Consider the following 20523-nt stretch of genomic DNA (forward strand, 5'->3'; position numbering starts at 1 on the left):
GGCGCCACCCCGGGCGCGCCCCTCCCGAATCCCCACCCCGCGACGACGTGCCCCGCCTCCCCCGCGACGACGTGCTTCCACCTCGCCGCGAGATCGCATTCTTTTCGCGAAGTCGCACCGAAATTGATGCGACCTCGAGAAATCGGTGCGATCTCGCGGGCGGGGGGACACGCGAAGCCGCCCAAGGGGCACGCGAGGCCGCGGAAGGGGCCGCGGAGCGACCGCGCACACGGCACGGGGCGCGGCACCCCGTCACCCCGCCCCGGGCACAGCGAAGCGCCCCGCCTCCCGAGGGAGGGCGGGGCGCTTCGGCAGCGACTTACTTGGCGTAGCCGGCGGCCTCAGCGGCCTCGACGGATGCGAAGTAGATGTCTGCCTTGACGTTGGCGTAGCCAGCGTCGCCGGGGGCGTAGAACTTCTTGGTCGAGTTCTTACCCTTGACGTCGAAACCCTCGGGAGCCGAACCGTCCTCGAGCGGGGCGGCCGAGTCGGCAGCCTCGTCGGCGGTGGCCTCGGCCTCGGGGGCCTCGGTCTCGGCGGCCTCGACCTCGGTGGCCTCCTCGACGACCTCGGCGGCGGGCGCCTCAGCAGCGGGAGCCGCGGTCTCGGTCTTCTCGGCCTTGACCTTGGGGGTCACGGGCTCGAGAACGAGCTCGATGACACCCATGGGGGCGTTGTCACCCTTGCGGAAGCCGATCTTGACGATGCGGGTGTAGCCGCCCTGACGGTCGGCGACGAGCGGCGCGATCTCGGTGAAGAGAACGTGCACGGCTTCCTTGTTACGCAGCACCGCGAGGGCGCGGCGACGCGAGGCGAGGTCGCCGCGCTTCGCGAACGTGACAAGGCGCTCGGCGACGGGACGCAGGCGCTTCGCGCGAGCCTCGGTCGTCTTGATCGACTTGTTGATGAACAGCGCCGACGCGAGGTTCGCGAGGATCAGGCGCTCGTGTGCGGCACCGCCACCGAGGCGGGCACCCTTCGTGGGCTTAGGCATTTCTCAATACTCCTGTATCGAACAGTTAAGGATGGATCAGAGCGTCTCGTCGTTCTCGTATCCGGCGTAGAAGTTCGTTCCCTCGAAACCGGGGACCGAATCCTTCAACGACAGACCGAGCGAGATGAGCTTGTCGCGCACCTCGTCCACCGACTTCTGTCCGAAATTGCGGATGTTCATGAGCTGCGTCTCCGAGAGGGCGACGAGCTCGCTGACCGTGTTGATTCCCTCACGCTTGAGGCAGTTGTACGAGCGAACCGAGAGGTCGAGGTCTTCGATCGGCATCGAAAGCTCGGTCGTGAGGACCTCGGCGACCGGCGCGGGTCCGATCTCGATGCCCTCGGCCTCTTCGTTCAGCTCGCGCGCGAGACCGAACAGCTCGACGAGCGTGCGACCGGCGGATGCAACGGCGTCGCGGGGAAGCATCGAAGGCTTCGTCTCGACGTCGATGATCAGCTTGTCGAAGTCCGTACGCTCACCGGCGCGAGTCGCCTCGACGCGGTACGCGACCTTCACGACGGGCGAGTAGATCGAGTCGATCGGAATCTGACCGGCCTCGGCGTACTCGTTGCGGTTCTGGCCAGCCGAGACGTAGCCGCGACCGCGCTCGATCGTGATCTCGAGCTCGAACTTCGCGTCCTCGTTGAGCGTGGCGATGACGAGCTCGGGGTTGTGCACCTCGACGCCCGCGGGAGCCGAGATGTCGGCCGCCGTGACCTCGCCGGCACCCGTCTTGCGCAGGTACGCGGTGATGGGCTCGTCACGCTCGCTCGACACGACGAGCTTCTTGACGTTCAGGATGATCTGCGTGACGTCCTCGAGGACACCGGGGATCGTGCTGAACTCGTGCAGGACGCCGTCGATGCGGATGCTCGTGACGGCGGCACCGGGGATCGACGACAGCAGGCTGCGGCGCAGCGAGTTGCCGATCGTGTATCCGAAGCCGGGCTCGAGCGGTTCGATAACGAAGCGGCTCCGCGACTCGGAGAGCTTCTCCTCGGTGAGGGTCGGACGCTGTGCGATGAGCACTATGTGTTCCTTTCGATCAAGTGCCCGCTATATGACACTTGTGAATGAGGTCTGTGAATTGTGAGACCTGCGCGCGGACGCGCAGTTGGAACGACGAGTTGCCGGGGTGAGCGAGGGGCTCACCCCGGCAGAAGCGTACTCAGACGCGGCGGCGCTTCGGCGGACGGCAGCCGTTGTGGGCCTGCGGCGTCACGTCCGAGATCGAACCGACCTCGAGGCCGGCGGCCTGCAGCGAACGGATCGCGGTCTCACGGCCCGAACCCGGACCCTTGACGAAAACGTCGACCTTCTTGACACCGTGGTCCTGCGCCTGGCGGGCGGCCGACTCGGCGGCCATACCAGCGGCGTAGGGGGTCGACTTGCGCGAGCCCTTGAAGCCCACGCCACCCGACGAAGCCCAGCTCAGGACGGCGCCCGAGGGGTCGGTGATCGAAACGATCGTGTTGTTGAACGTCGACTTGATGTGGGCCTGGCCCAGCGCGACGTTCTTCTTCTCCTTGCGGCGCGGCTTGCGCGCGGCGCTCTTCGGTGTAGCCATGGTGTTCTCCTAAACCCTTACGCCTTAGCGAGCCTTCTTCTTACCAGCGACCGTGCGCTTCGGGCCCTTGCGGGTGCGCGCGTTGGTCTTGGTGCGCTGGCCGTGCACGGGAAGGCCGCGGCGGTGGCGGATACCCTGGTACGAGCCGATTTCGACCTTGCGACGGATGTCAGCGGCAACCTCGCGGCGGAGGTCACCCTCAACCTTGTAGGCGTCGATCGCGTCGCGAAGCGCCACGAGCTGGTCGTCGGTGAGGTCCTTCACACGGATGCTCTGGTCGATGCCCGTGTTGGCGAGGATCTCGACCGAACGGGTACGGCCGACACCGTAGATGTACGTGAGTGCGATCACCACGCGCTTGTCGCGCGGGATGTCAACGCCGGCAAGACGTGCCATGCGATTCTCCTGTAGATAAGTGGAGGTATGGAGCAGGATCGGTGTCCGGGCCTCCACCCCGAAGTGTCCCCCGCGTGAGCGAGTTCTGATCCTGCCAAACTGTTGAGTTGTCAAACCTTCCCTCAGAACGAGGGGAAGTCTTAGCCCTGGCGCTGCTTGTGGCGCGGGTTCGACTTGCAGATGACCATGACCACGCCGTGACGACGGATCGTCTTGCACTGGTCACAGATGGGCTTGACGGAGGGCTGAACCTTCATGATGTTCCTTATGCGCTGTCTTCGTACTCGCGGATGCGCGAGCCGTTACTTCTCGGCTGGGCCGATCAGCGGTAGCGGTAGACGATGCGTCCTCGAGTGAGGTCGTAGGGACTGAGCTCCACAACGACACGGTCCTCCGGGATGATGCGGATGTAGTTCTGTCGCATCTTTCCGGAGATCGTGGCGAGCACCTTGTGACCGTTCGTCAGCTCAACGCGGAACATCGCGTTGGGGAGAGATTCGATCACCGTGCCTTCGATCTCGATGACACCGTCTTTAGCCATAAATTCGCTAACCTTCTGTGCAGACCAGCCGGTCTGCGGTAGTTGGATGGAAGGCGTTCCGTGCACGCGAGAACGCAGGCACAAGACACCAAAGAGCAATCATACGCGACACGCCCGCGTGTAACAAGTTGGGCGTGTCGCGTATGTGCTATCAGTCGAGGTTGGCGACGAGGTCGTTCTCGGCGTTAAAGCCGGTCGAGGCGACGCTCACGAATTCGCCGTTGACGAGGATCGTCGGGGTGGCGCGGCCCGTGGCACCCGGCATGATCGGCATCTTCGTAGTCTGCTCGGCGGCGAAGTCGGTGTACTTCTCGTCGGTGATGCATGTCTCCGAGTTCGTCGCACCGGCGCGCTCGGCGAGCGAGACGAGCTCGTCGTTCGGCAGACCCTCGGTGTTCTCCGCGGGCTGGTTGTCGAAGAGCAGGTCCATGAAGGGGTAGAACGCGTCGGGGTCGTTCTCGGCGACGCAGTACGCGGCCGATGCGGCGCGCGAGGAGTACTTCGTTCCTTGCGAGTAGTTGTCGAGCAGGTTCGTCGGGATGATCTCGAAGGTGATCGTGTCGTTCGCGATCAGCTCGGTCAGCTTCTCGTCGTACGCGGAGTGCGCCGAGTTGCAGACGGGGCAGATGAAGTCGATGTACTCGGTGACGGTCTGGTCGCCCGATCCGACCTCGATCGCGCCGGTCTCCTGGTTGATGGTCACGGCGGCGGTCTCGCCGTTCGCCGAGGTGGGTGCCGCGGCGGGGGCCGTAGCCTGCTTGTTCATCATGTAGACGAGCACCGCGACGGCGATGACCGCAACCACGACGACGATAGAGATGATCACCGCGAAGAGGCTGCGGTTCTTGGCTGCTGCTGCCATGGAAGGTTCTCCGGATCAGGATGTGAGGAAGGGACTCCGCCACTCAGCTTGCCCGCCGAGGGTGAAGAAGCCGTATGCGTGAGCTGAAAACATCACAGACTGTCCAGAACGCCCGGCCCGTCAGTGTACTCGATGCGCTCACCGTCGAGCAGGATCGTGGGGATCCCGCGGCTGCCCGTCGCCGGGTTCACCGGCACGGTGCCGTTCAGCTGAGAGATCAGCTCCTTGTGCGTCTGCGCGCGCACGCACTCCTGGAAGGATCCGGAAGACACCCCCGCATCCGCGGCGTGCGCGAGCAGCTCCTCGTCCGAGAGGCCCGGGGATCCCTCGCTCGGCTGGTCCGCGAAGAGTGACGCCATGTAGGGCAGGACCGCATCCGGATCCTCGTCGGCGAGGCAGTACAGCGAGCTCGCGGCGCGGCTCGAGTAGTCGGTGCCGTCCGACTGCGGGTCGAGGAAGCCGACCGGGTAGACGTGCAGCTCGATGGATCCGTCCTCGACCGCCTCGGCGATCGAGGGACCCCAGCTGCGCTCGAACTCGCCGCAGAAGGGGCACATGAAGTCGACGTACGTCTCGAGCACGTGCTCCGAGGATCCGACGACGATCGCACCGGACTGCTGGTCGACGACCGCGATATCGGGCGCCTCGACCTCGACAGTGGCGTCGCGGTTCATCAGGTAGACGAGCACGGCGACGACCGTGACGGCGATGACGGCGACGACCGCGATGATCATCGCGAAGAGGCTCTTGTTTGCGGAGTTGGCCATGATCTCAGGGAATCGGAACCGGGGTCACGCCGAAGGGCGCCAGGCCCGCCGCTCCCCCGTCTTCGGCGGTGAGCACCCAGATGCCGTCGGCGTGAACCGCGACGGAGTGCTCCCAGTGGGCGCCCTGCGAACCGTCGACCGTCGTGATCGTCCAGTCGTCGTCCTCGATGAAGACCTCTTCGCTTCCGGCGGTCATCATCGGCTCGACGCAGATGCACAGGCCCGGCTTGATCTCCGCGCCGCGACCCGGGGTCGCGTAGTGGAACAGCGTGGGCGCCTCGTGCATCTGCCGGCCGATACCGTGGCCGACGTAGTCGCGCAGGATCCCGGCGGGCTGCCCCGTCGACGGGAGCGGGTTCTGCTCGATGTAGTCCTCGATGACCGCGCCGACCTCGCCGAGGTGCTTCGCGGACGCGAGCGCGGCGATGCCGGCCCACATGGATCCGCGGGTCACCTCGGAGAGCTCGCGTCGCTGCGCGACGAGCTCCGGATCCGCGGGCTCGCCCGGCACGATGAAGGTGCGCGCGGAGTCGCCGTTCCAGCCGTCCTCGGTCTCTGCGCCCGCGTCGACCGACACGATGTCGCCGGCTTCGAGCACGCGGCCGCCGGGGATGCCGTGCACGACCTGCTCGTTCACCGACACGCAGACGGTGTGGTGGTAGCCGTCGACGAGCTGGAAGTTCGAGTGCGCCCCGCGCTCGGTGATGGCGCGCTCGGCGATCGCGTCGAGCTCGAGCGTCGTGATGCCGGGGCGGATGGCCGCCTCGACGGCGTCGAGCGCCGCGGCCGTCACGAGGCCCGGCTCGACCATCCCGCGCAGCTGCGCGGGCTTCTTATAGACCGATCGACGGAACACGTGGGGATCCGCTTAGGCGCGAGCGAGACCGCGCGCGTCGAGCGCGTCGAAGATGCGCGCCGTGATCTCGTCGAGCGAACCGACGCCGTCGATGCGGTCGAGGATCCCGCGAGCGGCATAGGTGTCGACGATCGGGGCCGTCTCCGACTCGTAGATGTCGAGGCGCTTCGCCACGGCCTCTTCGGTGTCGTCGCTGCGGCCCTCGATCTTCGCGCGCTCGGTGATGCGCGCGACGGATTCCTCACGCGGCACGTCGAGCAGGATCACGGCGTCGAGCGCCGCGCCCGACTCGGCGAGGAAGCCGTCGAGGTAGGCCACCTGGGCCGCGTTGCGGGGGTAGCCGTCGAGCAGGAAGCCCGCCGTCGCCGCATCGTCCTGGGAGAGACGATCGCTGACGATCTCGCCGGTCACGTCGTCCGGAACGAGGTTCCCGGCGTCGGTGATGGCCTTGACCTTGAGGCCGAGCTCCGTGCCGCCCTTGATGTTCGCGCGGAAGATGTCGCCCGTCGAGACGACCGGGACCCCGTAGGCCTCCGCGACGCGCACACCCTGCGTGCCCTTGCCGGATCCCTGCGGTCCAACGATCAGAAGACGAGTCGTCATCGGAGAAGCCCTTCATAGTGGCGCTGCTGAAGCTGCGCGTCGATCTGCTTGACGGTCTCGAGACCCACACCGACCATGATGAGGATCGACGTGCCGCCGAACGGGAAGTTCTGGTTCGCGCCGACCGCGCTGAGCGCGATGAGCGGGATGAGGGCGACGAGGCCCAGGTAGAGCGAACCCGGCAGCGTGATGCGCGTCAGCACGTAGTCGAGGTACTCGGCCGTGGGACGGCCCGCGCGCACGCCGGGGATGAAGCCGCCGTACTTCTTCATGTTGTCGGCGACCTCGACCGGGTTGAACGTGATCGCGACGTAGAAGTACGTGAATCCGACGATCAGCAGGAAGTACAGCGCCATGTAGAACGGGTGGTCGCCCGTGACGAGGTAGGTGTTGATCCACTGCACCCACGCGGCCGGCGCCGTGCCGTCGTTGGGGGTGTTGAACTGCGCGATCAGCGTCGGCAGGTACAGCAGCGACGAGGCGAAGATGACCGGGATCACGCCGGCCATGTTGACCTTGATCGGGATGTACGTGTTCGTGCCGCCGTAGGTGCGGCGCCCGACCATACGCTTGGCGTACTGCACGGGGATGCGGCGCTGCGACTGCTCGACGAAGACGATCAGCGCGATGATCACGATGCCGACGAGGATCACGAGGGCGAAGATCTCGAAGCCCTTCGCGGCCCAGATGGATCCGAGAGCGCCCGGGAACGAGGCGGCGATCGACGTGAAGATCAGCAGCGACATGCCGTTGCCGACGCCACGCTCGGTGACGAGCTCGGCGAACCACATGATGAGGCCCGTACCGGCGGTCAGCGTGATCACGATCATCGCCTGGGTGAGCCAGCTGTTGTTCAGGAGCAGGTTGTTGCACGCGGCGATGTCGGTCACGCCGAAGAGCTGACCCGAGCGGGCGACCGTGACGAGCGTCGTCGACTGCAGCAGCGCGAGGGCGATCGTGAGGTAGCGCGTGTACTGGGTGAGCTTGCTCTGCCCCGCCTGACCCTCCTTCTGCAGCGCCTCGAAGTGAGGGATCACGACGCGCAGCAGCTGGATGATGATCGAGGCCGTGATGTACGGCATCACGCCCAGCGCGAAGATCGAGAGCTGCAGCAGAGCGCCGCCCGAGAACAGGTTGACGATCGACATGAGTCCGCCGCCACCGGCCGTCGCATCGAGGCATTCGCGCACGCTGGGATAGCTGACGAACGGCGCAGGAATGTGCGCACCGAAGCGATAGATGGCGATGATGCCGAGCGTGAAGCCGATCTTGCGACGCAGGTCAGGCGTACGGAAGATCCGGGCGATGGCGCTGAACAAGAAGGTTCCTCCCAGAAACTTTCGGCGTGTACACGAACACACCATCCACCAGACTAACGGAAAAGGCCCGGGAGCATGTCGCTCCCGGGCCTATCCGGATGATTCGCGGTGGGCGAATCGTTACTTGACGGAACCGCCAGCGGCCTCGATCTTGGCCTTGGCCGAAGCCGAAACCTTGTCGACCGACACGGTGAAGGCAACGGAGATGTCGCCATCGCCGAGGACCTTCACGAGCTGGTTCTTCCGCACGAGACCATTCGTCACGAGGATGTCGGTGGTGATGTCGCCACCCTCGGGGAAGACCTCAGCGAGCTTGGCCAGGTTCACAACCTGGTACTCGGTGCGGAACGGGTTCTTGAAGCCACGGAGCTTCGGTGCGCGCATGTGCAGCGGCATCTGGCCACCTTCGAAGCCCACGCGCACGGTGTTGCGGGCGCGCGTACCCTTCGTTCCACGGCCGGCCGTCTTACCCTTCGAACCCTCACCGCGACCCTTACGGGTCTTCGCGGTGTTGGCGCCGGGGACCGGGCGGAGGTGGTGAGCCTTGAGCACTGCGGGGCGCTCGGTGTTCTCAGCCATCAGTCGATCTCCTCAACCTTCACGAGGTGAGCAACGGCACGAACGTAGCCGCGGGTCTGAGCGTCGTCGGGGCGGACAACCGCGTCACCGATGCGCTTGAGACCGAGGCTGCGCAGCGTGTCACGCTGGTTCTGCTTCTCGCTCACCTTGGACTTGATCTGCGTAACCTTCAGACGAGCGGCCATCAGGCACCTGCCTTCGCGGTAGCAGCGGCGACCTTCTCGGCCTCCGCGCGGACGAGACGCGCCGGTGCAACCTGGTCGAAGTCGAGGCCACGACGCGCCGCAACGGCACGGGGCTCCTCGAGCTCCTTGAGGGCTGCCACCGTTGCGTGCACGATGTTCAGCGTGTTCGACGAGCCGAGCGACTTCGACAGCACGTCGTGGATACCGGCGCACTCGAGCACGGCGCGGACGGGACCACCGGCGATAACACCGGTACCCGCCGAAGCCGGGCGGAGCATGACGACACCGGCAGCGGCCTCACCCTGCACGGGGTGCGGGATGGTCTGGCCGACGCGGGGAACGCGGAAGAAGTTGCGCTTGGCCTCTTCGACACCCTTCGAGATGGCGAGGGGCACTTCGCGGGCCTTGCCGTAACCGACACCCACGAGGCCGTCACCGTCGCCGACGACGACGAGAGCAGTGAAGCTGAAGCGACGACCACCCTTGACGACCTTCGACACGCGGTTGATGGTCACAACGCGCTCGAGGTACTGGCTCTCCTGGGCACGACCGTTGTTGCGGTCGCCACCACGACGCTCGCCACGGCCGCCACGGCCACCGCGGTCGTTGCCGCCGCGGCGATCCTGACGCTCGTTGCTCTGCGCCTCGGCCGGAGCCTGGGCTTCCGTGGTCACTTCGGTCTCCTTGATGTCACTCACAGGCTCAGCCCTCCTTCGCGGGCGCCATCGGCGATGGCCGCGATGCGACCGGCGTAGCGGTTACCACCGCGGTCGAACACGACGGCCTCAACACCGGCGGCCTTCGCGCGCTCGGCGACAAGCTCGCCGACCTTGCGTGCCTTAGCGGTCTTGTCGGCGTCGGAGGCGCGCAGCTCGGTCTCGAGGGTCGACGCCGAGGCCACAGTGTGACCCTTCGCGTCGTCGATGACCTGCACGAAGACGTGGCGCGACGAGCGCGACACGACGAGACGCGGGCGCTCGGCGGATCCCACGACCTTCTTGCGAAGGCGAGCGTGGCGGCGCGAACGCGCAGCAGACTTCGACTTCACAGCCATGATTACTTACCAGCCTTTCCGGCCTTGCGACGGACCTGCTCGCCGGCGTAACGCACACCCTTGCCCTTGTACGGCTCGGGCTTGCGGATCTTACGAATGTTCGCGGCGCACTCGCCCACGGCCTGCTTCGAGATGCCGGAGACGGTGATCTTGGTGTTGCCTTCGACGGAGAACGTGATGCCCGCCGGCGGCTCGACGTTGACCGGGTGCGAGAAGCCGAGGGCGAGCTCGAGGCTCTGGCCCTTCTGCTGCACGCGGTAACCGGTGCCGACGATTTCCAGGCCCTTGGAGTAGCCCTGGCTCACGCCGATGATGTCGTTGTTGATGAGGGTGCGGGTCAGGCCGTGCAGGGCACGCGACGCACGCTCGTCGTCGGGACGAGTCACCAGAACCTGGTTGTCCTCGACCTTGACGTCGATGGGCTGGGCAACGGTGAGCGAGAGCTCACCCTTGGGGCCCTTGACCGTCACAACGCGGTCGGCGACCGAAACGGTCACGCCCGCGGGGATGTCAATGGGAAGCTTTCCAATACGCGACATTATTCGATCACCACACGTAGGCGAGAACTTCTCCGCCCACGCCCTTCTGCTCGGCCTGACGGTCCGTCAGAAGACCGTTGGAGGTGGACAGGATGGCGACGCCGAGGCCACCGAGGACCTTGGGGAGCTCCGTCGACTTCGCGTAGACGCGAAGACCGGGCTTCGACACGCGCTTGAGGCCCGCGATCGCACGCTCACGGCCCGAGCCGTACTTCAGCGTGATCGTCAGGGTCTTGCCGACACGAGCGTCGGTCTCCTCGAAGCCCGCGATGTAACCCTCCTGCTGGAGCATTGCCGCGATGTTCTTCTTGAGCTTGCTCGACGGCAGCGACACCTGGTCGTGGTGCGCCGAGTTCGCGTTGCGCAGACGGGTCAGCAGATCTGCGACCGGGTCTGTCATGGTCATATGAGTGTTCCTTTGTTCATGAGGTATCGATAGCCGTTACACGACTAGTCGACCTTCCACGACGTGGATAGACAATATTCAATTGTCCGCCAGGATGCCGGGCCCGGTCAAACCGAGCCCGGCATCCTCAGCGGTTTCCCTGAGTCGAAACTCAGGCCTCCTTGACGAACGGGAAGCCGAAGTGCGTCAGAAGCGCACGGCCCTCCGCGTCGGTCTTGGCGGTGGTCACGACGGTGATGTCGAAGCCGCGGACGCGATCGATCTTGTCCTGGTTGATCTCCTGGAAGATCGACTGCTCCGTCACACCGAAGGTGTAGTTGCCGTTACCGTCGAACTGCTTCGCCGACAGGCCGCGGAAGTCGCGGATGCGGGGAAGAGCGAGCGAGATCAGTCGGTCCAGGAACTCCCACGCGCGGTCACCGCGGAGGGTGACGTGCGCGCCGATGGCCTGGCCTTCGCGCAGCTTGAACTGAGCGATCGACTTCTTCGCCTTGGTGACGACGGGCTTCTGACCGGTGATGGCGGTGAGGTCTGCGACCGCACCCTCGATCACCTTGCTGTCGCGGGCTGCCTCACCGACACCGGTGTTGACAACAACCTTCACGAGGCCCGGAACCTGCATGACGTTCTCGTAACCGAACTCGTCCTGCAGCTTCTGGCGGATCTCGCTGCGGTAGACCTGCTTCAGGCGCGGCTGGATTTTGCCAGTCTGCGCGGCACTTTCAGTGCTCATCTGTTAACCCTTTACTTTCCCTTGGGGTCGGGAATGTCAGCACCCGAACCCTTGGCGACGCGGATGCGCACGGTCTTCTTGACGCCGTCCTTGACCTGCTCCTCGACGCGGTAACCCACGCGAGTCGGCTTCTTGGTCTCGGGGTCGACGATCGCGACGTTCGACACGTGGATCGGGGCCTCGACGGTCTCGATGCCACCGGTCTTGGTGCCGCGCTGCGTCTGACCGACGCGGTTGTGCTTGGTGACGTACTTGACGCCCTCAACGATCACGCGGTTGCCGATGACAGCCAGGACCTTGCCCTGCTTGCCGCGGTCGCCGCCACGCTCCTGGGAAGCGCCGGTGATGACCTGAACCAGGTCACCCTTCTTGATCTTGGCCATGAATTACAGCACCTCCGGGGCGAGCGACACGATCTTCATGAACTTGCGGTCGCGGAGCTCGCGGCCGACCGGTCCGAAGATACGCGTGCCACGGGGCTCGCCGTTGTTGTTCAGGATGACGGCCGCGTTCTCATCGAACTTGATGTACGAGCCATCTTCACGACGCGTCTGCTTGACGGTGCGGACGACGACCGCCTTGACGACGTCGCCCTTCTTCACGTTGCCGCCGGGGATCGCGTCCTTGACCGTCGCGACGATGGTGTCACCCACGCCCGCGTAACGGCGGTTTGAACCACCGAGAACGCGGATCGTGAGCAGCTCCTTCGCGCCGGAGTTGTCGGCGACCTTGAGGCGGGATTCGTTCTGAATCACTGGTTACTCCTTCAAGTGAGCCCGAAGGCTTACTTGGCCTTCTCGACGATTTCGACCAGGCGCCAGCGCTTCGTGGCGCTGGTCGGACGGGTCTCGTTGATCACGACGAGGTCGCCGATGCCGGCGCTGTTGGTCTCGTCGTGGGCCTTCAGCTTCTTCGTGCGGCGAAGGACCTTGCCGTAAAGCGGGTGCTTCACGCGGTCTTCGACCTCGACAACGATGGTCTTGTCCATCTTGTCGCTCACGACGTAGCCGCGGACAGACTTGCGGTAACCGCGCTCGACGGTGTTCTCGCTGGTCATCACTCAGCCTCTCCCTCAGCGACGGCCGCGTCGGCCTTCTTCGCCTTGCTCTTCTTGGCCTTCTCAACCGGAGCCGGGGTCGCACGGATCCCGAGCTCGCGCTCGCGGATGACCGTGTAGAGACGCGCGATGTCGCGCTTCACGGCGCGGATGCGACCGTGGCTCTCCAGCTGACCGGTGGCCGACTGGAAGCGCAGGTTGAACAGCTCTTCCTTGGCCTTACGCAGCTCCTCGAGGAGGCGCTGGTCTTCGAACGTGTCGAGCTCGCTCGGAGCGAGCTCCTTGGTGCCGATCGCCATTACGCGTCGCCCTCCTCGCGCTTGATGATGCGTGCCTTGAGCGGCAGCTTGTGCATTGCCCGGCTCAGGGCGCCCTTCGCGAGCTCTTCGCTCACGCCGGCGACCTCGAACAGGACGCGGCCCGGCTTGACGTTGGCAACCCAGAACTCCGGCGAACCCTTACCCGAACCCATTCGGACTTCGGCAGGCTTCTTGGTGAGCGGGCGGTCGGGGAAGATGTTGATCCACACCTTTCCACCACGCTTGATGTGACGCGTCATGGCGATACGAGCCGCCTCGATCTGACGGTTCGTCACGTACGCCGGGGTCAGCGCCTGGATGCCGTACTCGCCGAACGACACCTTGGTGCCACCCGTGGCCTGGCCCGAACGGCCGGGACGGTGCTGCTTACGGAACTTAACCTTGCGGGGGATAAGCATTACGCCGTTGCTCCTTCCGGTGCGCGCTTCTCGGCGCCGGCGTCGTTACGACGCGGGCCGCGACGGCCACCACGGTCGCCACCACGAGCAGGCTTCTTGTTAGCCTCCTCGCGAGCGAGCTCCTTGTTCGTGAGGTCGCCCTTGTAGACCCAGACCTTCACGCCGATGCGGCCGAAGGTGGTCTTCGCCTCGTAGAAGCCGTAGTCGATGTTCGCGCGAAGCGTGTGCAGCGGCACACGACCCTCGCGGTAGAACTCGGTGCGGCTCATCTCGGCGCCGCCGAGGCGGCCGGAGACCTGGATGCGGACGCCCTTGGCGCCGGCGCGCATGGCGCCCTGCAGGCCCTTGCGCATCGCGCGGCGGAAGGCCACGCGACCAGCGAGCTGCTCTGCAACACCCTGAGCGACGAGCTGAGCGTCGGCCTCGGGGTTCTTGACCTCGAGGATGTTCAGCTGGATCTGCTTGCCCGTGAGCTTCTCGAGCTCGGTGCGGATGCGCTCGGCCTCCGCACCGCGGCGGCCGATCACGATGCCGGGACGCGCCGTGTGGATGTCGACGCGAACGCGGTCCTTCGTGCGCTCGAGGTCGATGCGGCTCACGCCGGCACGATCCAGGTTCTTCTGCAGAAGAGCGCGGATCTTGATGTCTTCGGCGACGTAGTCAGCGTAGCGCTGACCGGCCTTCGTCGAGTCGGCGAACCAACGCGACGTGTGGTCCGTCGTAATGCCGAGACGGAAGCCGTAAGGGTTGATCTTCTGTCCCATTACTTGCTCGCCTTCTTGTCCTCGGGCGTCGAGAGCACGACCGTGATGTGGCTCGTACGCTTCTTGATCTGGTCGGCGCGACCCTGTGCGCGGGGACGGAAACGCTTGAGCGTCACGCCCTCGTCGACGAATGCGTTCTTGACGAACAGCTCGTCCTCGTTGAGCGCCTCACCGGCCGCGTCGGCCTTCACCTGCGCGTTGGCCTTTGCAGACGCAACGAGCTTGTAGATCGGCTCCGAAGCGCTCTGTGCTGCGAACTTCAGGATCGCGAGCGCCTCATCCGCCTGCTTGCCCTTGATCAGAGCAACAACGCGACGGGCCTTCTGAGGGGTCACGCGGATGTGTCGCACGCGTGCGATGGACTCCACCATTTCTCTCTCCTCTCAGCGTCGCCTTAGCGGCGACGGCCCTTCTTGTCGTCCTTCACGTGGCCGCGGAAGGTGCGGGTGGGCGCGAACTCGCCCAGCTTGTGACCGACCATGGACTCGGACACAAACACGGGGATGTGCTTGCGACCGTCGTGCACGGCGATCGTGTGACCCAGCATGGCCGGCACGATCATCGAGCGACGCGACCAGGTCTTGATGACGTTCTTCGTTCCCGCTTCGTTCTGCGAGCTGACCTTGCGAAGCAGGTGCTCGTCGACGAAGGGGCCCTTCTTCAGACTGCGTGGCATCTTCTTGAACTCCTACTTGCGGTTCTTGCCCGACGGACGGCGACGCACGATGTACTTGTCGCTTTCCTTGTTGGCGTGACGGGTGCGGCCTTCAGGCTGGCCCCAGGGCGTAACAGGGTTACGACCACCGGAGGTACGACCCTCACCACCACCGTGCGGGTGGTCAACCGGGTTCATGACAACACCGCGGACGGTCGGGCGGACGCCCTTCCAGCGCATGCGGCCGGCCTTACCCCAGTTGATGTTCGACTGCTCGGCGTTGCCGACCTCGCCGATCGTTGCGCGGCAGCGCAGGTCGACGTTGCGGACCTCACCCGACGGCAGACGGAGCTGCGCGTAGGGGCCGTCCTTCGCGACGAGGCGAACCGACGAACCGGCCGAACGAGCCATCTTCGCGCCACCACCGGGACGGAGCTCCACGTTGTGGATCACGGTACCCGTGGGGATGTTGCGGAGGGGCAGGTTGTTACCCGGCTTGATGTCGGCGTTCGCGCCCGACTCGACGATGTCGCCCTGCTTCAGCTTCGCCGGAGCGATGATGTAGCGCTTGGTGCCATCGAAGTAGTGCAGAAGGGCGATGCGCGCGGTGCGGTTGGGGTCGTACTCGATGTGAGCGACCTTGGCGTTCACGCCGTCCTTGTCCGCACGACGGAAGTCGATCACGCGGTACTGGCGCTTGTGGCCACCACCGATGTGACGGGTCGTGATGCGGCCCTGGTTGTTACGTCCACCGGTCTTGGGCAGCGGACGGAGCAGCGACTTCTCGGGCGTCGATCGGGTGATCTCGGCGAAGTCTGCCACCGACGAGCCGCGGCGACCGGGGGTCGTGGGCTTGTAGTTGCGAATAGCCATATTCGTTTCCTAGTCCTTCCCAGCTATCAGGCGACAGCCGTGAAGATGTCGATGGTGCCCGACTTCAGCGTGACGATGGCGCGCTTGGTGTCCTTGCGCTTGCCAGTCCCGAAGCGGGTGCGGCGGCTCTTGCCCTGACGGTTCAGGGTGTTCACCGAAGCGACCTTCACACCGAAGATCTTCTCGATCGCGAGCTTGATCTCAGCCTTGTTCGAGCGGGGGTCCACGATGAACGTGTACTTGCCCTCGTCGATCAGGCCGTAGCTCTTCTCCGAAACGACGGGCGCGAAGATGATGTCGCGCGGGTCCTTGTTGAGAGCGGTCATGCCGAGACCTCCTTGGCGCCAGCCTTCTGCGCGATGAACGCGTCGATGGCGGCCTTGGTGAAGACGACGTCGTCGCTGCGGACGATGTCGTAGGCGTTGAGCTGGTCGGCGACGAGCGTGTGCACGTTGCCGAGGTTGCGGACGCTGAGGTAGCCGATCTCTTCGTCACGGCCGAGGACGACGAGCGTCTTCTTGTTCTCCGTGAACGTCGAGAGGAACTTCGCAGCAGCCTGCGTGGCGGGCTTCTCGGTGCCGAAGGTCTCGACAACGTGGATGCGCTCACCGCGGAGACGGTCGCTGAGCAGGCCGTGGATGGCCGCCGCGATCATCTTCTTGGGGGTGCGCTGCGAGTAGTCGCGGGGCTTCGGGCCGTGGACGATGCCGCCACCGCGGTGCTCCGGCTGGCGGATCGAGCCCTGGCGCGAGCGGCCAGTGCCCTTCTGCTTGAACGGCTTCGCACCGGTACCCGAGACCTCACCGCGACGAAGCGTCGAGTGGGTGCCCTGGCGAGCAGCTGCGAGCTGCGCGGTCACGACCTGGTGAATCAGCGGAACGTTCGTCTTGACGTCGAACACGTGCGCGGGAAGCTCGACCGTGCCGGTCTTCTTTCCGTCGGTGCCGAGGACGTCGAGAACGAGAGTCGAGTCAGCCATCTAACTCAGGCCCCCTTCACTGCGTTGCGGACGTACACGACGCGGCCACGAGCACCGGGGACGGCGCCCTTGACGAGCAGCAGACCCTTCTCGGTGTCGACGGCGTGCACCGTGAGGTTGAGGACGGTCACGCGCTCGCCACCCATGCGGCCGGCCATGCGCGTGCCCTTGAAGACGCGGCTGGGCGTAGCCGAAGCACCGATCGAACCGGGCTTGCGGTGGTTGCGGTGAGCACCGTGCGAGGCACCCACACCGGCGAAGTTGTGACGCTTCATCACACCGGCGAAGCCCTTACCCTTGCTCGTGCCGACGACGTCGACGAGCTGGCCGGCTTCGAAGGTGTCACCAGCGGTGATCTCCTGGCCGAGGGTGTAGTTCGCGGCGTCTGCCGTGCGGATCTCAGCGACCTTGCGACGCGGCGTGACGCCAGCGGCAGCGAAGTGGCCGGTGAGGGGCTGGGTGACCTTGCGCGGGTCGATCTCGCCAGCGGCGATCTGAACGGCGTTGTAGCCGTCCTTCTCGGGGGTACGGATCTGCGTGACGACGTTCGGAGCAAGCTCGATCACCGTCACCGGAACGAGCTTGCCAGCTTCGTTCCAGACCTGAGTCATGCCCAGCTTCTTACCGAGCATGCCCTTCGAAATCTTGTTGTTGATGTCAGCCATGTCGAACCTCAGAGCTTGATCTCGATGTTGACGTCGGCCGGGAGGTCCAGACGCATGAGCGAGTCGACCGCCTTGGGGGTGGGGTCAACGATGTCGATGAGGCGCTTGTGGGTGCGCTTCTCGAAGTGCTCGCGGCTGTCCTTGTACTTGTGGGGCGAACGGATAACCGCCACGACGTTCTTCTCCGTCGGGAGGGGCACCGGGCCCACGACCTGCGCACCAGCGCGGGTCACGGTGTCGACAATCTTGCGTGCCGACGTGTCGATGACCTCGTGGTCATACGACTTCAGGCGAATGCGGATCTTCTGTCCCGCCATTTGTCTGCTCACTCTCTTCAGCGTCTTACCTCTCGGGCATTGGACGCACGTACCCTCCGGAAACCCTTCGGGCCGGCACACGACGTCGGTCGAACGAGTTCTTCCAAACGTTGCGCCATATTCACCTATCAGCCCCCGCAGGCAGGAGTATGCTTCCTGTGATCTGTGGGGTGTTGTTCCTCCGCCTGCGGCCCGAGTCTGTGCGCCATACGCCGCTCGTGCACTGTCCAGTGCGGTGATCGGAAGAAGCCCGAATGTGGAACCTCTCTATTCTGCCAGGGATAGACCGCAGAAATCAACCCGGGCGTGTCGCGCTGAGAGCCGCATGATTCCGCGGATCCCGCACCCCTCGTCGGCGTCTTCTCAGGTACGCGGAAGGGCCTCCCCCGCGATGCGCGGGAGAGGCCCTTCGGTGGATCCGTTTACTCGTTTCCGATGTGGCCGTCGGCCTTGTCACGGAGGTTGTCGATCTTCTCGTCGACCGAGTCCGGTGCGATCTTCTTCGCGAAGCCCGCGGCGCCGTCGAGCACCTTGTCGCTGATGCCCTCGGCCTGCTCGCTGCGCAGCGCTTCGGAGATCTTGTCCTTGTTCTGTTCGAAGGCGTCCTTGCCCTTGTTGATGAGGTCGTCGAGTCCCATTGATCCCCCTCGGGTCGTGGTGTCGGAGGCGGCTAGTCAGCACGCGAGATTAGTCTTACATCGTCAGCCGCGACGCGCACAGCATTCGCGGGAAGATTTCCGATCGAGGCGCGAGTGACGAGCGAGAACCCGAACACCGAGGCCGTCGGCGGGATGGCCGGCCCCGACGGGCCGCTGCTGAGACTCTTCCGCAACCGCGGAGTCGCCTTCCTGCTCGTCGGCGGCATGAACACCGCGATCGGCTTCGTGTGGTTCATCGCCTTCACGGGGCTGTTCCACGCGATCGCGCCCGGCGCCGATTGGACGGTCTTCCCGATCATCCTCTGCGCGCAGTGGACGTCGGCGACCTGCGCCTTCTTCCTCTACCGCCACCTCGTGTTCCGCGTGACCGGCCACTTCTGGCTCGACTACGGGCGCTTCCTCCTCGTCAACGCCACGAGCGCCGCGCTCAACCTCATCGTGGTGCCGCCCGTGGTGATCTGGCTCGGATGGCCCAAGATCCTGGCCCAGCTCGCATTCACGGTCGTGATCGCCGTGATCAGCTGGTTCGGCCACAGCCAGTTCTCGTTCCGCCGCAGCAAGAAAGACTCCGCATGACGCTCCTGTCCGTTGTCATCCCGGCGTTCCGGCACGCGAACGTCCTCGCCGAGACCGTGCGCTCGGTGCTCGATCAGAAGGGCGTCGACCTCGAGCTGATCGTCGCCGACCACTCCTCGGGAGACGGCACCTACGAGGTCGCCCGTTCCTTCGAGTCGGATCCGCGCGTGACCGTGCTGGAGACGCCCGCGGGCGGGGGCGCGATCGCGAACTGGGCGGCCGTCACGGAACGGGCCCGCGGCGACTACCTCAAGCTGCTCCCCGGCGACGACACCGTGCTTCCCGGATCCCTCGCCCGGCAGGTGGCCCTGCTCGAGGCCCACCCCGGTGCGTCGCTCGTGGGCGGGCGTCGCCGGATCATCGACACCAAGGGCCGCACGATCGCGAAGCGGCGCGGCCTGCAGGGCCTCGACGCCGTGATGAGCGGCGGCGACGCGGTGCGCGCGTCGGTGCTCTCCGGGACGAACCCGTTCGGCGAGCCGGGGGCCGTGACGATGCGCCGATCGGCCCTCGAGGCGGCCGGCGGCTGGCAGGGCCAGTGGTCGTACGCCATCGACGTCGCGAGCTACTACGGCGTGCTGCGCCACGGATCCTTCGTCCGCGACGACGAGGTCGCGTCGACCTTCCGCGTCGGCGGCGGGCAGTGGTCGGTCGCGCTCGTCGACGAGCAGGCGAGCGAGATGACGCGCCTGTTCGAATGGGCCGGATCCGTCTTCGACGAGGTGTCGGACGCCGACGTCGCCCGCGGATCCGCGAAGGCGCGGTCGCTGGCCCGCCAGCGCCGCATGGTGTACCGGATCCTGAGGCTGGTGAAGCGATGAAGTCTCTCGCCTTCGTGCTCCCGATCTACAACGAGGCGGGCAACATCCCGCTGCTGTACGAGCGGCTGTCGGGCGTCGCCGCCGCGCTCGCGGACCGTTTCGTGTGCGAGTTCATCTTCGTGAACGACGGTTCACGCGATAATTCGCTGGCGCTGTTGCGCGGGCTGCGGGAGCGCGACGAGCGCGTCTCGGTGTACTCGCTCGCCCGGAACAAGGGCCACCAGATCGCCGTCACCGCGGGACTCGACGTCGCGGACGCCGATGCCGTGATCGTGATGGACAGCGATCTGCAGGATCCGCCCGAGGTCGCCCACGCCCTCCTCGAGGCGTGGGAGGACGGGGCCGACGTCGCCTACGCCAAGCGGCGAACCCGCGAGGACGGTTACTTCAAGAAGCTCACCGCGGGCATGTTCTACTGGACGCTCTCGAAGATGGCGCGCATCGAGATCCCGCGCGACACGGGCGACTTCCGCCTGATGGACCGCCGCGTCGTCGAGGAACTGCGGCGCTACCCCGAGCGCAACCGCTTCCTGCGCGGCATGGTCGCGGAGATCGGCTTCGAGCAGCGCGCCGTCGAGTTCGACCGCGACGCGCGCCACGCGGGCACCACCGGGTACCCGCTGAGCAAGATGTTGAAGCTCGCCGCCGACGGCATCATCGGCTTCAGCTCCTTCCCGCTGCGCCTCATCAGCGCCATCGGCATGGTGCTTGCCGTGGGTGCGGGCATCTGGACGGTGTACCTCGCCATCTCGCGCCTCGCCTTCCCCGACTCGGTCGTCGAGGGCTGGACGTTCATCACGGCCGGCATGTTCCTGCTCGGCGGGATCCAGATGCTAATGCTCGGCGTGCTGGGGCAGTACATCGGGCGGATCTACGAAGAGGTCCAGGCCCGCCCGCTGTACGCATTCGCCGTCGCGGAGCACGGCCCCCGCGCCTAACCCGCGCCCGCCCCACGTCCGCGCGCGCCCCACGTGGGGCGCGCCCCACGCCCGCGAGATCGCATCGTTTTCGCGAGGTCGCACCGAGTTCGATGCGATC

The 20523-nt window shown here is 65.6% G+C and carries 35 protein-coding genes; 3 read left to right on the forward strand and 32 right to left on the reverse strand.

The genetic code is table 11. The annotated features are described in order from the left end of the window. Window positions 1–319 precede the first annotated feature (319 nt). From rplQ to IEX05_RS12690, 32 genes are all read right to left on the reverse strand, one after another. Window positions 320–994 carry a 50S ribosomal protein L17, sunset domain variant gene (gene rplQ, locus IEX05_RS12535; protein WP_188702353.1) on the reverse strand — a complete coding sequence of 225 codons (675 nt, stop codon included), beginning with the start codon at window positions 992–994 and terminating at the stop codon, window positions 320–322. A gap of 36 nt (window positions 995–1030) precedes the next feature. Further along, window positions 1031–2023: a DNA-directed RNA polymerase subunit alpha gene (locus IEX05_RS12540; protein ID WP_188702355.1), complete on the reverse strand. Its 993-nt coding sequence runs from the start codon at window positions 2021–2023 to the stop codon at window positions 1031–1033. A 139-nt stretch (window positions 2024–2162) separates the two neighbouring features. Beyond that, a complete protein-coding gene (rpsK, locus tag IEX05_RS12545) occupies window positions 2163–2561 on the reverse strand; it encodes a 30S ribosomal protein S11 (RefSeq protein WP_114118757.1) in 399 nt (132 codons plus the stop codon). 24 nt (window positions 2562–2585) lie between these two features. Next, window positions 2586–2957 (reverse strand): 30S ribosomal protein S13, encoded by a 372-nt coding sequence (gene rpsM, locus IEX05_RS12550; RefSeq protein ID WP_188702358.1) that lies wholly within the window; start codon window positions 2955–2957, stop codon window positions 2586–2588. A gap of 140 nt (window positions 2958–3097) precedes the next feature. Next, window positions 3098–3214 (reverse strand): 50S ribosomal protein L36, encoded by a 117-nt coding sequence (rpmJ, locus tag IEX05_RS12555; RefSeq protein ID WP_114118759.1) that lies wholly within the window; start codon window positions 3212–3214, stop codon window positions 3098–3100. A gap of 65 nt (window positions 3215–3279) precedes the next feature. Next, window positions 3280–3498, reverse strand: a complete 219-nt coding sequence (infA, locus tag IEX05_RS12560) for a translation initiation factor IF-1 (protein ID WP_188702360.1) — start codon at window positions 3496–3498, stop codon at window positions 3280–3282. A 151-nt stretch (window positions 3499–3649) separates the two neighbouring features. Then, complete coding sequence (locus IEX05_RS12565) at window positions 3650–4360, reverse strand: DsbA family protein (RefSeq protein WP_188702362.1); 711 nt, start codon at window positions 4358–4360, stop codon at window positions 3650–3652. 92 nt (window positions 4361–4452) lie between these two features. Then, window positions 4453–5127 carry a DsbA family protein gene (locus IEX05_RS12570; protein ID WP_188702364.1) on the reverse strand — a complete coding sequence of 225 codons (675 nt, stop codon included), beginning with the start codon at window positions 5125–5127 and terminating at the stop codon, window positions 4453–4455. 4 nt (window positions 5128–5131) lie between these two features. Next, window positions 5132–5983: a type I methionyl aminopeptidase gene (gene map, locus IEX05_RS12575; protein ID WP_188702366.1), complete on the reverse strand. Its 852-nt coding sequence runs from the start codon at window positions 5981–5983 to the stop codon at window positions 5132–5134. Window positions 5984–5995: 12 nt separating this feature from the next. Further along, window positions 5996–6586 carry an adenylate kinase gene (locus IEX05_RS12580; protein WP_188702368.1) on the reverse strand — a complete coding sequence of 197 codons (591 nt, stop codon included), beginning with the start codon at window positions 6584–6586 and terminating at the stop codon, window positions 5996–5998. Beyond that, window positions 6583–7905, reverse strand: coding sequence for a preprotein translocase subunit SecY (gene secY / locus IEX05_RS12585; protein WP_188702370.1), 1323 nt, complete (start codon window positions 7903–7905; stop codon window positions 6583–6585). Before secY ends, IEX05_RS12580 begins: the two co-directional genes overlap by 4 nt. 120 nt (window positions 7906–8025) lie before the next feature. Beyond that, window positions 8026–8484: a 50S ribosomal protein L15 gene (rplO, locus tag IEX05_RS12590; RefSeq protein WP_188702372.1), complete on the reverse strand. Its 459-nt coding sequence runs from the start codon at window positions 8482–8484 to the stop codon at window positions 8026–8028. Then, on the reverse strand, window positions 8484–8669 hold the full coding sequence (gene rpmD, locus IEX05_RS12595; RefSeq protein WP_114118767.1) for a 50S ribosomal protein L30: 186 nt from the start codon (window positions 8667–8669) through the stop codon (window positions 8484–8486). The genes rplO and rpmD overlap by 1 nt, the downstream gene beginning before the upstream one ends. Continuing rightward, entirely contained in the window at window positions 8669–9367 is a 699-nt protein-coding gene (gene rpsE, locus IEX05_RS12600) for a 30S ribosomal protein S5 (protein WP_188702374.1), read from the reverse strand. The genes rpmD and rpsE overlap by 1 nt, the downstream gene beginning before the upstream one ends. Then, the gene (rplR, locus tag IEX05_RS12605; protein WP_114118769.1) at window positions 9364–9723 is read right to left on the reverse strand and encodes a 50S ribosomal protein L18; all 360 of its coding nucleotides are present in this window, start codon (window positions 9721–9723) and stop codon (window positions 9364–9366) included. The genes rpsE and rplR overlap by 4 nt, the downstream gene beginning before the upstream one ends. 2 nt (window positions 9724–9725) lie before the next feature. Further along, complete coding sequence (gene rplF, locus IEX05_RS12610; RefSeq protein ID WP_188702376.1) at window positions 9726–10262, reverse strand: 50S ribosomal protein L6; 537 nt, start codon at window positions 10260–10262, stop codon at window positions 9726–9728. Window positions 10263–10269: 7 nt separating this feature from the next. Continuing rightward, window positions 10270–10668: a 30S ribosomal protein S8 gene (gene rpsH, locus IEX05_RS12615; RefSeq protein ID WP_188702378.1), complete on the reverse strand. Its 399-nt coding sequence runs from the start codon at window positions 10666–10668 to the stop codon at window positions 10270–10272. Window positions 10669–10819: 151 nt separating this feature from the next. Next, window positions 10820–11401 carry a 50S ribosomal protein L5 gene (gene rplE, locus IEX05_RS12620; protein ID WP_188702380.1) on the reverse strand — a complete coding sequence of 194 codons (582 nt, stop codon included), beginning with the start codon at window positions 11399–11401 and terminating at the stop codon, window positions 10820–10822. An 11-nt stretch (window positions 11402–11412) separates the two neighbouring features. Then, window positions 11413–11784: a 50S ribosomal protein L24 gene (rplX, locus tag IEX05_RS12625; RefSeq protein ID WP_114118773.1), complete on the reverse strand. Its 372-nt coding sequence runs from the start codon at window positions 11782–11784 to the stop codon at window positions 11413–11415. 3 nt (window positions 11785–11787) lie between these two features. Then, window positions 11788–12156, reverse strand: coding sequence for a 50S ribosomal protein L14 (gene rplN, locus IEX05_RS12630; protein ID WP_114118774.1), 369 nt, complete (start codon window positions 12154–12156; stop codon window positions 11788–11790). Window positions 12157–12185: 29 nt separating this feature from the next. Next, the gene (gene rpsQ, locus IEX05_RS12635; RefSeq protein WP_114118775.1) at window positions 12186–12458 is read right to left on the reverse strand and encodes a 30S ribosomal protein S17; all 273 of its coding nucleotides are present in this window, start codon (window positions 12456–12458) and stop codon (window positions 12186–12188) included. Then, complete coding sequence (gene rpmC / locus IEX05_RS15335) at window positions 12458–12757, reverse strand: 50S ribosomal protein L29 (RefSeq protein ID WP_188702382.1); 300 nt, start codon at window positions 12755–12757, stop codon at window positions 12458–12460. The genes rpsQ and rpmC overlap by 1 nt, the downstream gene beginning before the upstream one ends. Then, a complete protein-coding gene (gene rplP / locus IEX05_RS12645) occupies window positions 12757–13176 on the reverse strand; it encodes a 50S ribosomal protein L16 (protein WP_188702384.1) in 420 nt (139 codons plus the stop codon). The genes rpmC and rplP overlap by 1 nt, the downstream gene beginning before the upstream one ends. Beyond that, a complete protein-coding gene (gene rpsC, locus IEX05_RS12650; RefSeq protein ID WP_188702386.1) occupies window positions 13176–13940 on the reverse strand; it encodes a 30S ribosomal protein S3 in 765 nt (254 codons plus the stop codon). The genes rplP and rpsC overlap by 1 nt, the downstream gene beginning before the upstream one ends. Next, entirely contained in the window at window positions 13940–14311 is a 372-nt protein-coding gene (rplV, locus tag IEX05_RS12655; protein WP_188702393.1) for a 50S ribosomal protein L22, read from the reverse strand. Before rplV ends, rpsC begins: the two co-directional genes overlap by 1 nt. A 23-nt stretch (window positions 14312–14334) precedes the next feature. Beyond that, window positions 14335–14616: a 30S ribosomal protein S19 gene (rpsS, locus tag IEX05_RS12660; RefSeq protein WP_029152724.1), complete on the reverse strand. Its 282-nt coding sequence runs from the start codon at window positions 14614–14616 to the stop codon at window positions 14335–14337. A 12-nt stretch (window positions 14617–14628) separates the two neighbouring features. Continuing rightward, complete coding sequence (rplB, locus tag IEX05_RS12665; RefSeq protein WP_114118780.1) at window positions 14629–15468, reverse strand: 50S ribosomal protein L2; 840 nt, start codon at window positions 15466–15468, stop codon at window positions 14629–14631. Between the two features lie 26 nt (window positions 15469–15494). Further along, complete coding sequence (rplW, locus tag IEX05_RS12670; RefSeq protein ID WP_188702395.1) at window positions 15495–15794, reverse strand: 50S ribosomal protein L23; 300 nt, start codon at window positions 15792–15794, stop codon at window positions 15495–15497. Next, on the reverse strand, window positions 15791–16447 hold the full coding sequence (gene rplD / locus IEX05_RS12675; protein ID WP_188702398.1) for a 50S ribosomal protein L4: 657 nt from the start codon (window positions 16445–16447) through the stop codon (window positions 15791–15793). The genes rplW and rplD overlap by 4 nt, the downstream gene beginning before the upstream one ends. Before the next feature lie 5 nt (window positions 16448–16452). After that, complete coding sequence (rplC, locus tag IEX05_RS12680) at window positions 16453–17112, reverse strand: 50S ribosomal protein L3 (RefSeq protein ID WP_188702399.1); 660 nt, start codon at window positions 17110–17112, stop codon at window positions 16453–16455. An 8-nt stretch (window positions 17113–17120) separates the two neighbouring features. Continuing rightward, the gene (gene rpsJ / locus IEX05_RS12685; RefSeq protein ID WP_110589670.1) at window positions 17121–17429 is read right to left on the reverse strand and encodes a 30S ribosomal protein S10; all 309 of its coding nucleotides are present in this window, start codon (window positions 17427–17429) and stop codon (window positions 17121–17123) included. 422 nt (window positions 17430–17851) lie between these two features. Then, the gene (locus tag IEX05_RS12690) at window positions 17852–18067 is read right to left on the reverse strand and encodes an Rv0909 family putative TA system antitoxin (protein ID WP_188702401.1); all 216 of its coding nucleotides are present in this window, start codon (window positions 18065–18067) and stop codon (window positions 17852–17854) included. 114 nt (window positions 18068–18181) lie between these two features. Here IEX05_RS12690 and IEX05_RS12695 point away from each other — a divergent pair, with 114 nt between their 5' ends. The 3 genes from IEX05_RS12695 to IEX05_RS12705 are packed head-to-tail and all read left to right on the forward strand — an operon-like array spanning window position 18182 to window position 20423. Then, complete coding sequence (locus IEX05_RS12695; RefSeq protein WP_188702404.1) at window positions 18182–18664, forward strand: GtrA family protein; 483 nt, start codon at window positions 18182–18184, stop codon at window positions 18662–18664. Then, complete coding sequence (locus IEX05_RS12700) at window positions 18661–19485, forward strand: glycosyltransferase family 2 protein (RefSeq protein ID WP_188702406.1); 825 nt, start codon at window positions 18661–18663, stop codon at window positions 19483–19485. The genes IEX05_RS12695 and IEX05_RS12700 overlap by 4 nt, the downstream gene beginning before the upstream one ends. Continuing rightward, window positions 19482–20423, forward strand: a complete 942-nt coding sequence (locus tag IEX05_RS12705; RefSeq protein ID WP_188702409.1) for a glycosyltransferase family 2 protein — start codon at window positions 19482–19484, stop codon at window positions 20421–20423. The genes IEX05_RS12700 and IEX05_RS12705 overlap by 4 nt, the downstream gene beginning before the upstream one ends. Window positions 20424–20523 lie beyond the last annotated feature (100 nt).

The sequence above is a fragment of the Microbacterium nanhaiense genome (assembly GCF_014646015.1).
Lineage (GTDB): Bacteria > Actinomycetota > Actinomycetes > Actinomycetales > Microbacteriaceae > Microbacterium > Microbacterium nanhaiense.

What these genes read in the sequence shown, in the direction of transcription:
- rplQ (WP_188702353.1), bottom strand. Translation starts at nt 994, where the DNA reads ATGCCTAAGCCCACGAAGGGTGCCCGCCTCGGTGGCGGTGCCGCACAC.
- rpsK (WP_114118757.1), bottom strand. Translation starts at nt 2,561, where the DNA reads ATGGCTACACCGAAGAGCGCCGCGCGCAAGCCGCGCCGCAAGGAGAAG.
- rpsM (WP_188702358.1), bottom strand. Translation starts at nt 2,957, where the DNA reads ATGGCACGTCTTGCCGGCGTTGACATCCCGCGCGACAAGCGCGTGGTG.
- rpmJ (WP_114118759.1), bottom strand. Translation starts at nt 3,214, where the DNA reads ATGAAGGTTCAGCCCTCCGTCAAGCCCATCTGTGACCAGTGCAAGACG.
- infA (WP_188702360.1), bottom strand. Translation starts at nt 3,498, where the DNA reads ATGGCTAAAGACGGTGTCATCGAGATCGAAGGCACGGTGATCGAATCT.
- IEX05_RS12565 (WP_188702362.1), bottom strand. Translation starts at nt 4,360, where the DNA reads ATGGCAGCAGCAGCCAAGAACCGCAGCCTCTTCGCGGTGATCATCTCT.
- IEX05_RS12570 (WP_188702364.1), bottom strand. Translation starts at nt 5,127, where the DNA reads ATGGCCAACTCCGCAAACAAGAGCCTCTTCGCGATGATCATCGCGGTC.
- IEX05_RS12580 (WP_188702368.1), bottom strand. Translation starts at nt 6,586, where the DNA reads ATGACGACTCGTCTTCTGATCGTTGGACCGCAGGGATCCGGCAAGGGC.
- rplO (WP_188702372.1), bottom strand. Translation starts at nt 8,484, where the DNA reads ATGGCTGAGAACACCGAGCGCCCCGCAGTGCTCAAGGCTCACCACCTC.
- rpmD (WP_114118767.1), bottom strand. Translation starts at nt 8,669, where the DNA reads ATGGCCGCTCGTCTGAAGGTTACGCAGATCAAGTCCAAGGTGAGCGAG.
- rplR (WP_114118769.1), bottom strand. Translation starts at nt 9,723, where the DNA reads ATGGCTGTGAAGTCGAAGTCTGCTGCGCGTTCGCGCCGCCACGCTCGC.
- rplF (WP_188702376.1), bottom strand. Translation starts at nt 10,262, where the DNA reads ATGTCGCGTATTGGAAAGCTTCCCATTGACATCCCCGCGGGCGTGACC.
- rpsH (WP_188702378.1), bottom strand. Translation starts at nt 10,668, where the DNA reads ATGACCATGACAGACCCGGTCGCAGATCTGCTGACCCGTCTGCGCAAC.
- rplE (WP_188702380.1), bottom strand. Translation starts at nt 11,401, where the DNA reads ATGAGCACTGAAAGTGCCGCGCAGACTGGCAAAATCCAGCCGCGCCTG.
- rplX (WP_114118773.1), bottom strand. Translation starts at nt 11,784, where the DNA reads ATGGCCAAGATCAAGAAGGGTGACCTGGTTCAGGTCATCACCGGCGCT.
- rpsQ (WP_114118775.1), bottom strand. Translation starts at nt 12,458, where the DNA reads ATGACCAGCGAGAACACCGTCGAGCGCGGTTACCGCAAGTCTGTCCGC.
- rpmC (WP_188702382.1), bottom strand. Translation starts at nt 12,757, where the DNA reads ATGGCGATCGGCACCAAGGAGCTCGCTCCGAGCGAGCTCGACACGTTC.
- rplP (WP_188702384.1), bottom strand. Translation starts at nt 13,176, where the DNA reads ATGCTTATCCCCCGCAAGGTTAAGTTCCGTAAGCAGCACCGTCCCGGC.
- rpsC (WP_188702386.1), bottom strand. Translation starts at nt 13,940, where the DNA reads ATGGGACAGAAGATCAACCCTTACGGCTTCCGTCTCGGCATTACGACG.
- rplV (WP_188702393.1), bottom strand. Translation starts at nt 14,311, where the DNA reads ATGGTGGAGTCCATCGCACGCGTGCGACACATCCGCGTGACCCCTCAG.
- rpsS (WP_029152724.1), bottom strand. Translation starts at nt 14,616, where the DNA reads ATGCCACGCAGTCTGAAGAAGGGCCCCTTCGTCGACGAGCACCTGCTT.
- rplB (WP_114118780.1), bottom strand. Translation starts at nt 15,468, where the DNA reads ATGGCTATTCGCAACTACAAGCCCACGACCCCCGGTCGCCGCGGCTCG.
- rplW (WP_188702395.1), bottom strand. Translation starts at nt 15,794, where the DNA reads ATGACCGCTCTCAACAAGGACCCGCGCGACATCATCTTCGCGCCCGTC.
- rplD (WP_188702398.1), bottom strand. Translation starts at nt 16,447, where the DNA reads ATGGCTGACTCGACTCTCGTTCTCGACGTCCTCGGCACCGACGGAAAG.
- rplC (WP_188702399.1), bottom strand. Translation starts at nt 17,112, where the DNA reads ATGGCTGACATCAACAACAAGATTTCGAAGGGCATGCTCGGTAAGAAG.
- rpsJ (WP_110589670.1), bottom strand. Translation starts at nt 17,429, where the DNA reads ATGGCGGGACAGAAGATCCGCATTCGCCTGAAGTCGTATGACCACGAG.
- IEX05_RS12690 (WP_188702401.1), bottom strand. Translation starts at nt 18,067, where the DNA reads ATGGGACTCGACGACCTCATCAACAAGGGCAAGGACGCCTTCGAACAG.
- IEX05_RS12700 (WP_188702406.1), top strand. Translation starts at nt 18,661, where the DNA reads ATGACGCTCCTGTCCGTTGTCATCCCGGCGTTCCGGCACGCGAACGTC.
- IEX05_RS12705 (WP_188702409.1), top strand. Translation starts at nt 19,482, where the DNA reads ATGAAGTCTCTCGCCTTCGTGCTCCCGATCTACAACGAGGCGGGCAAC.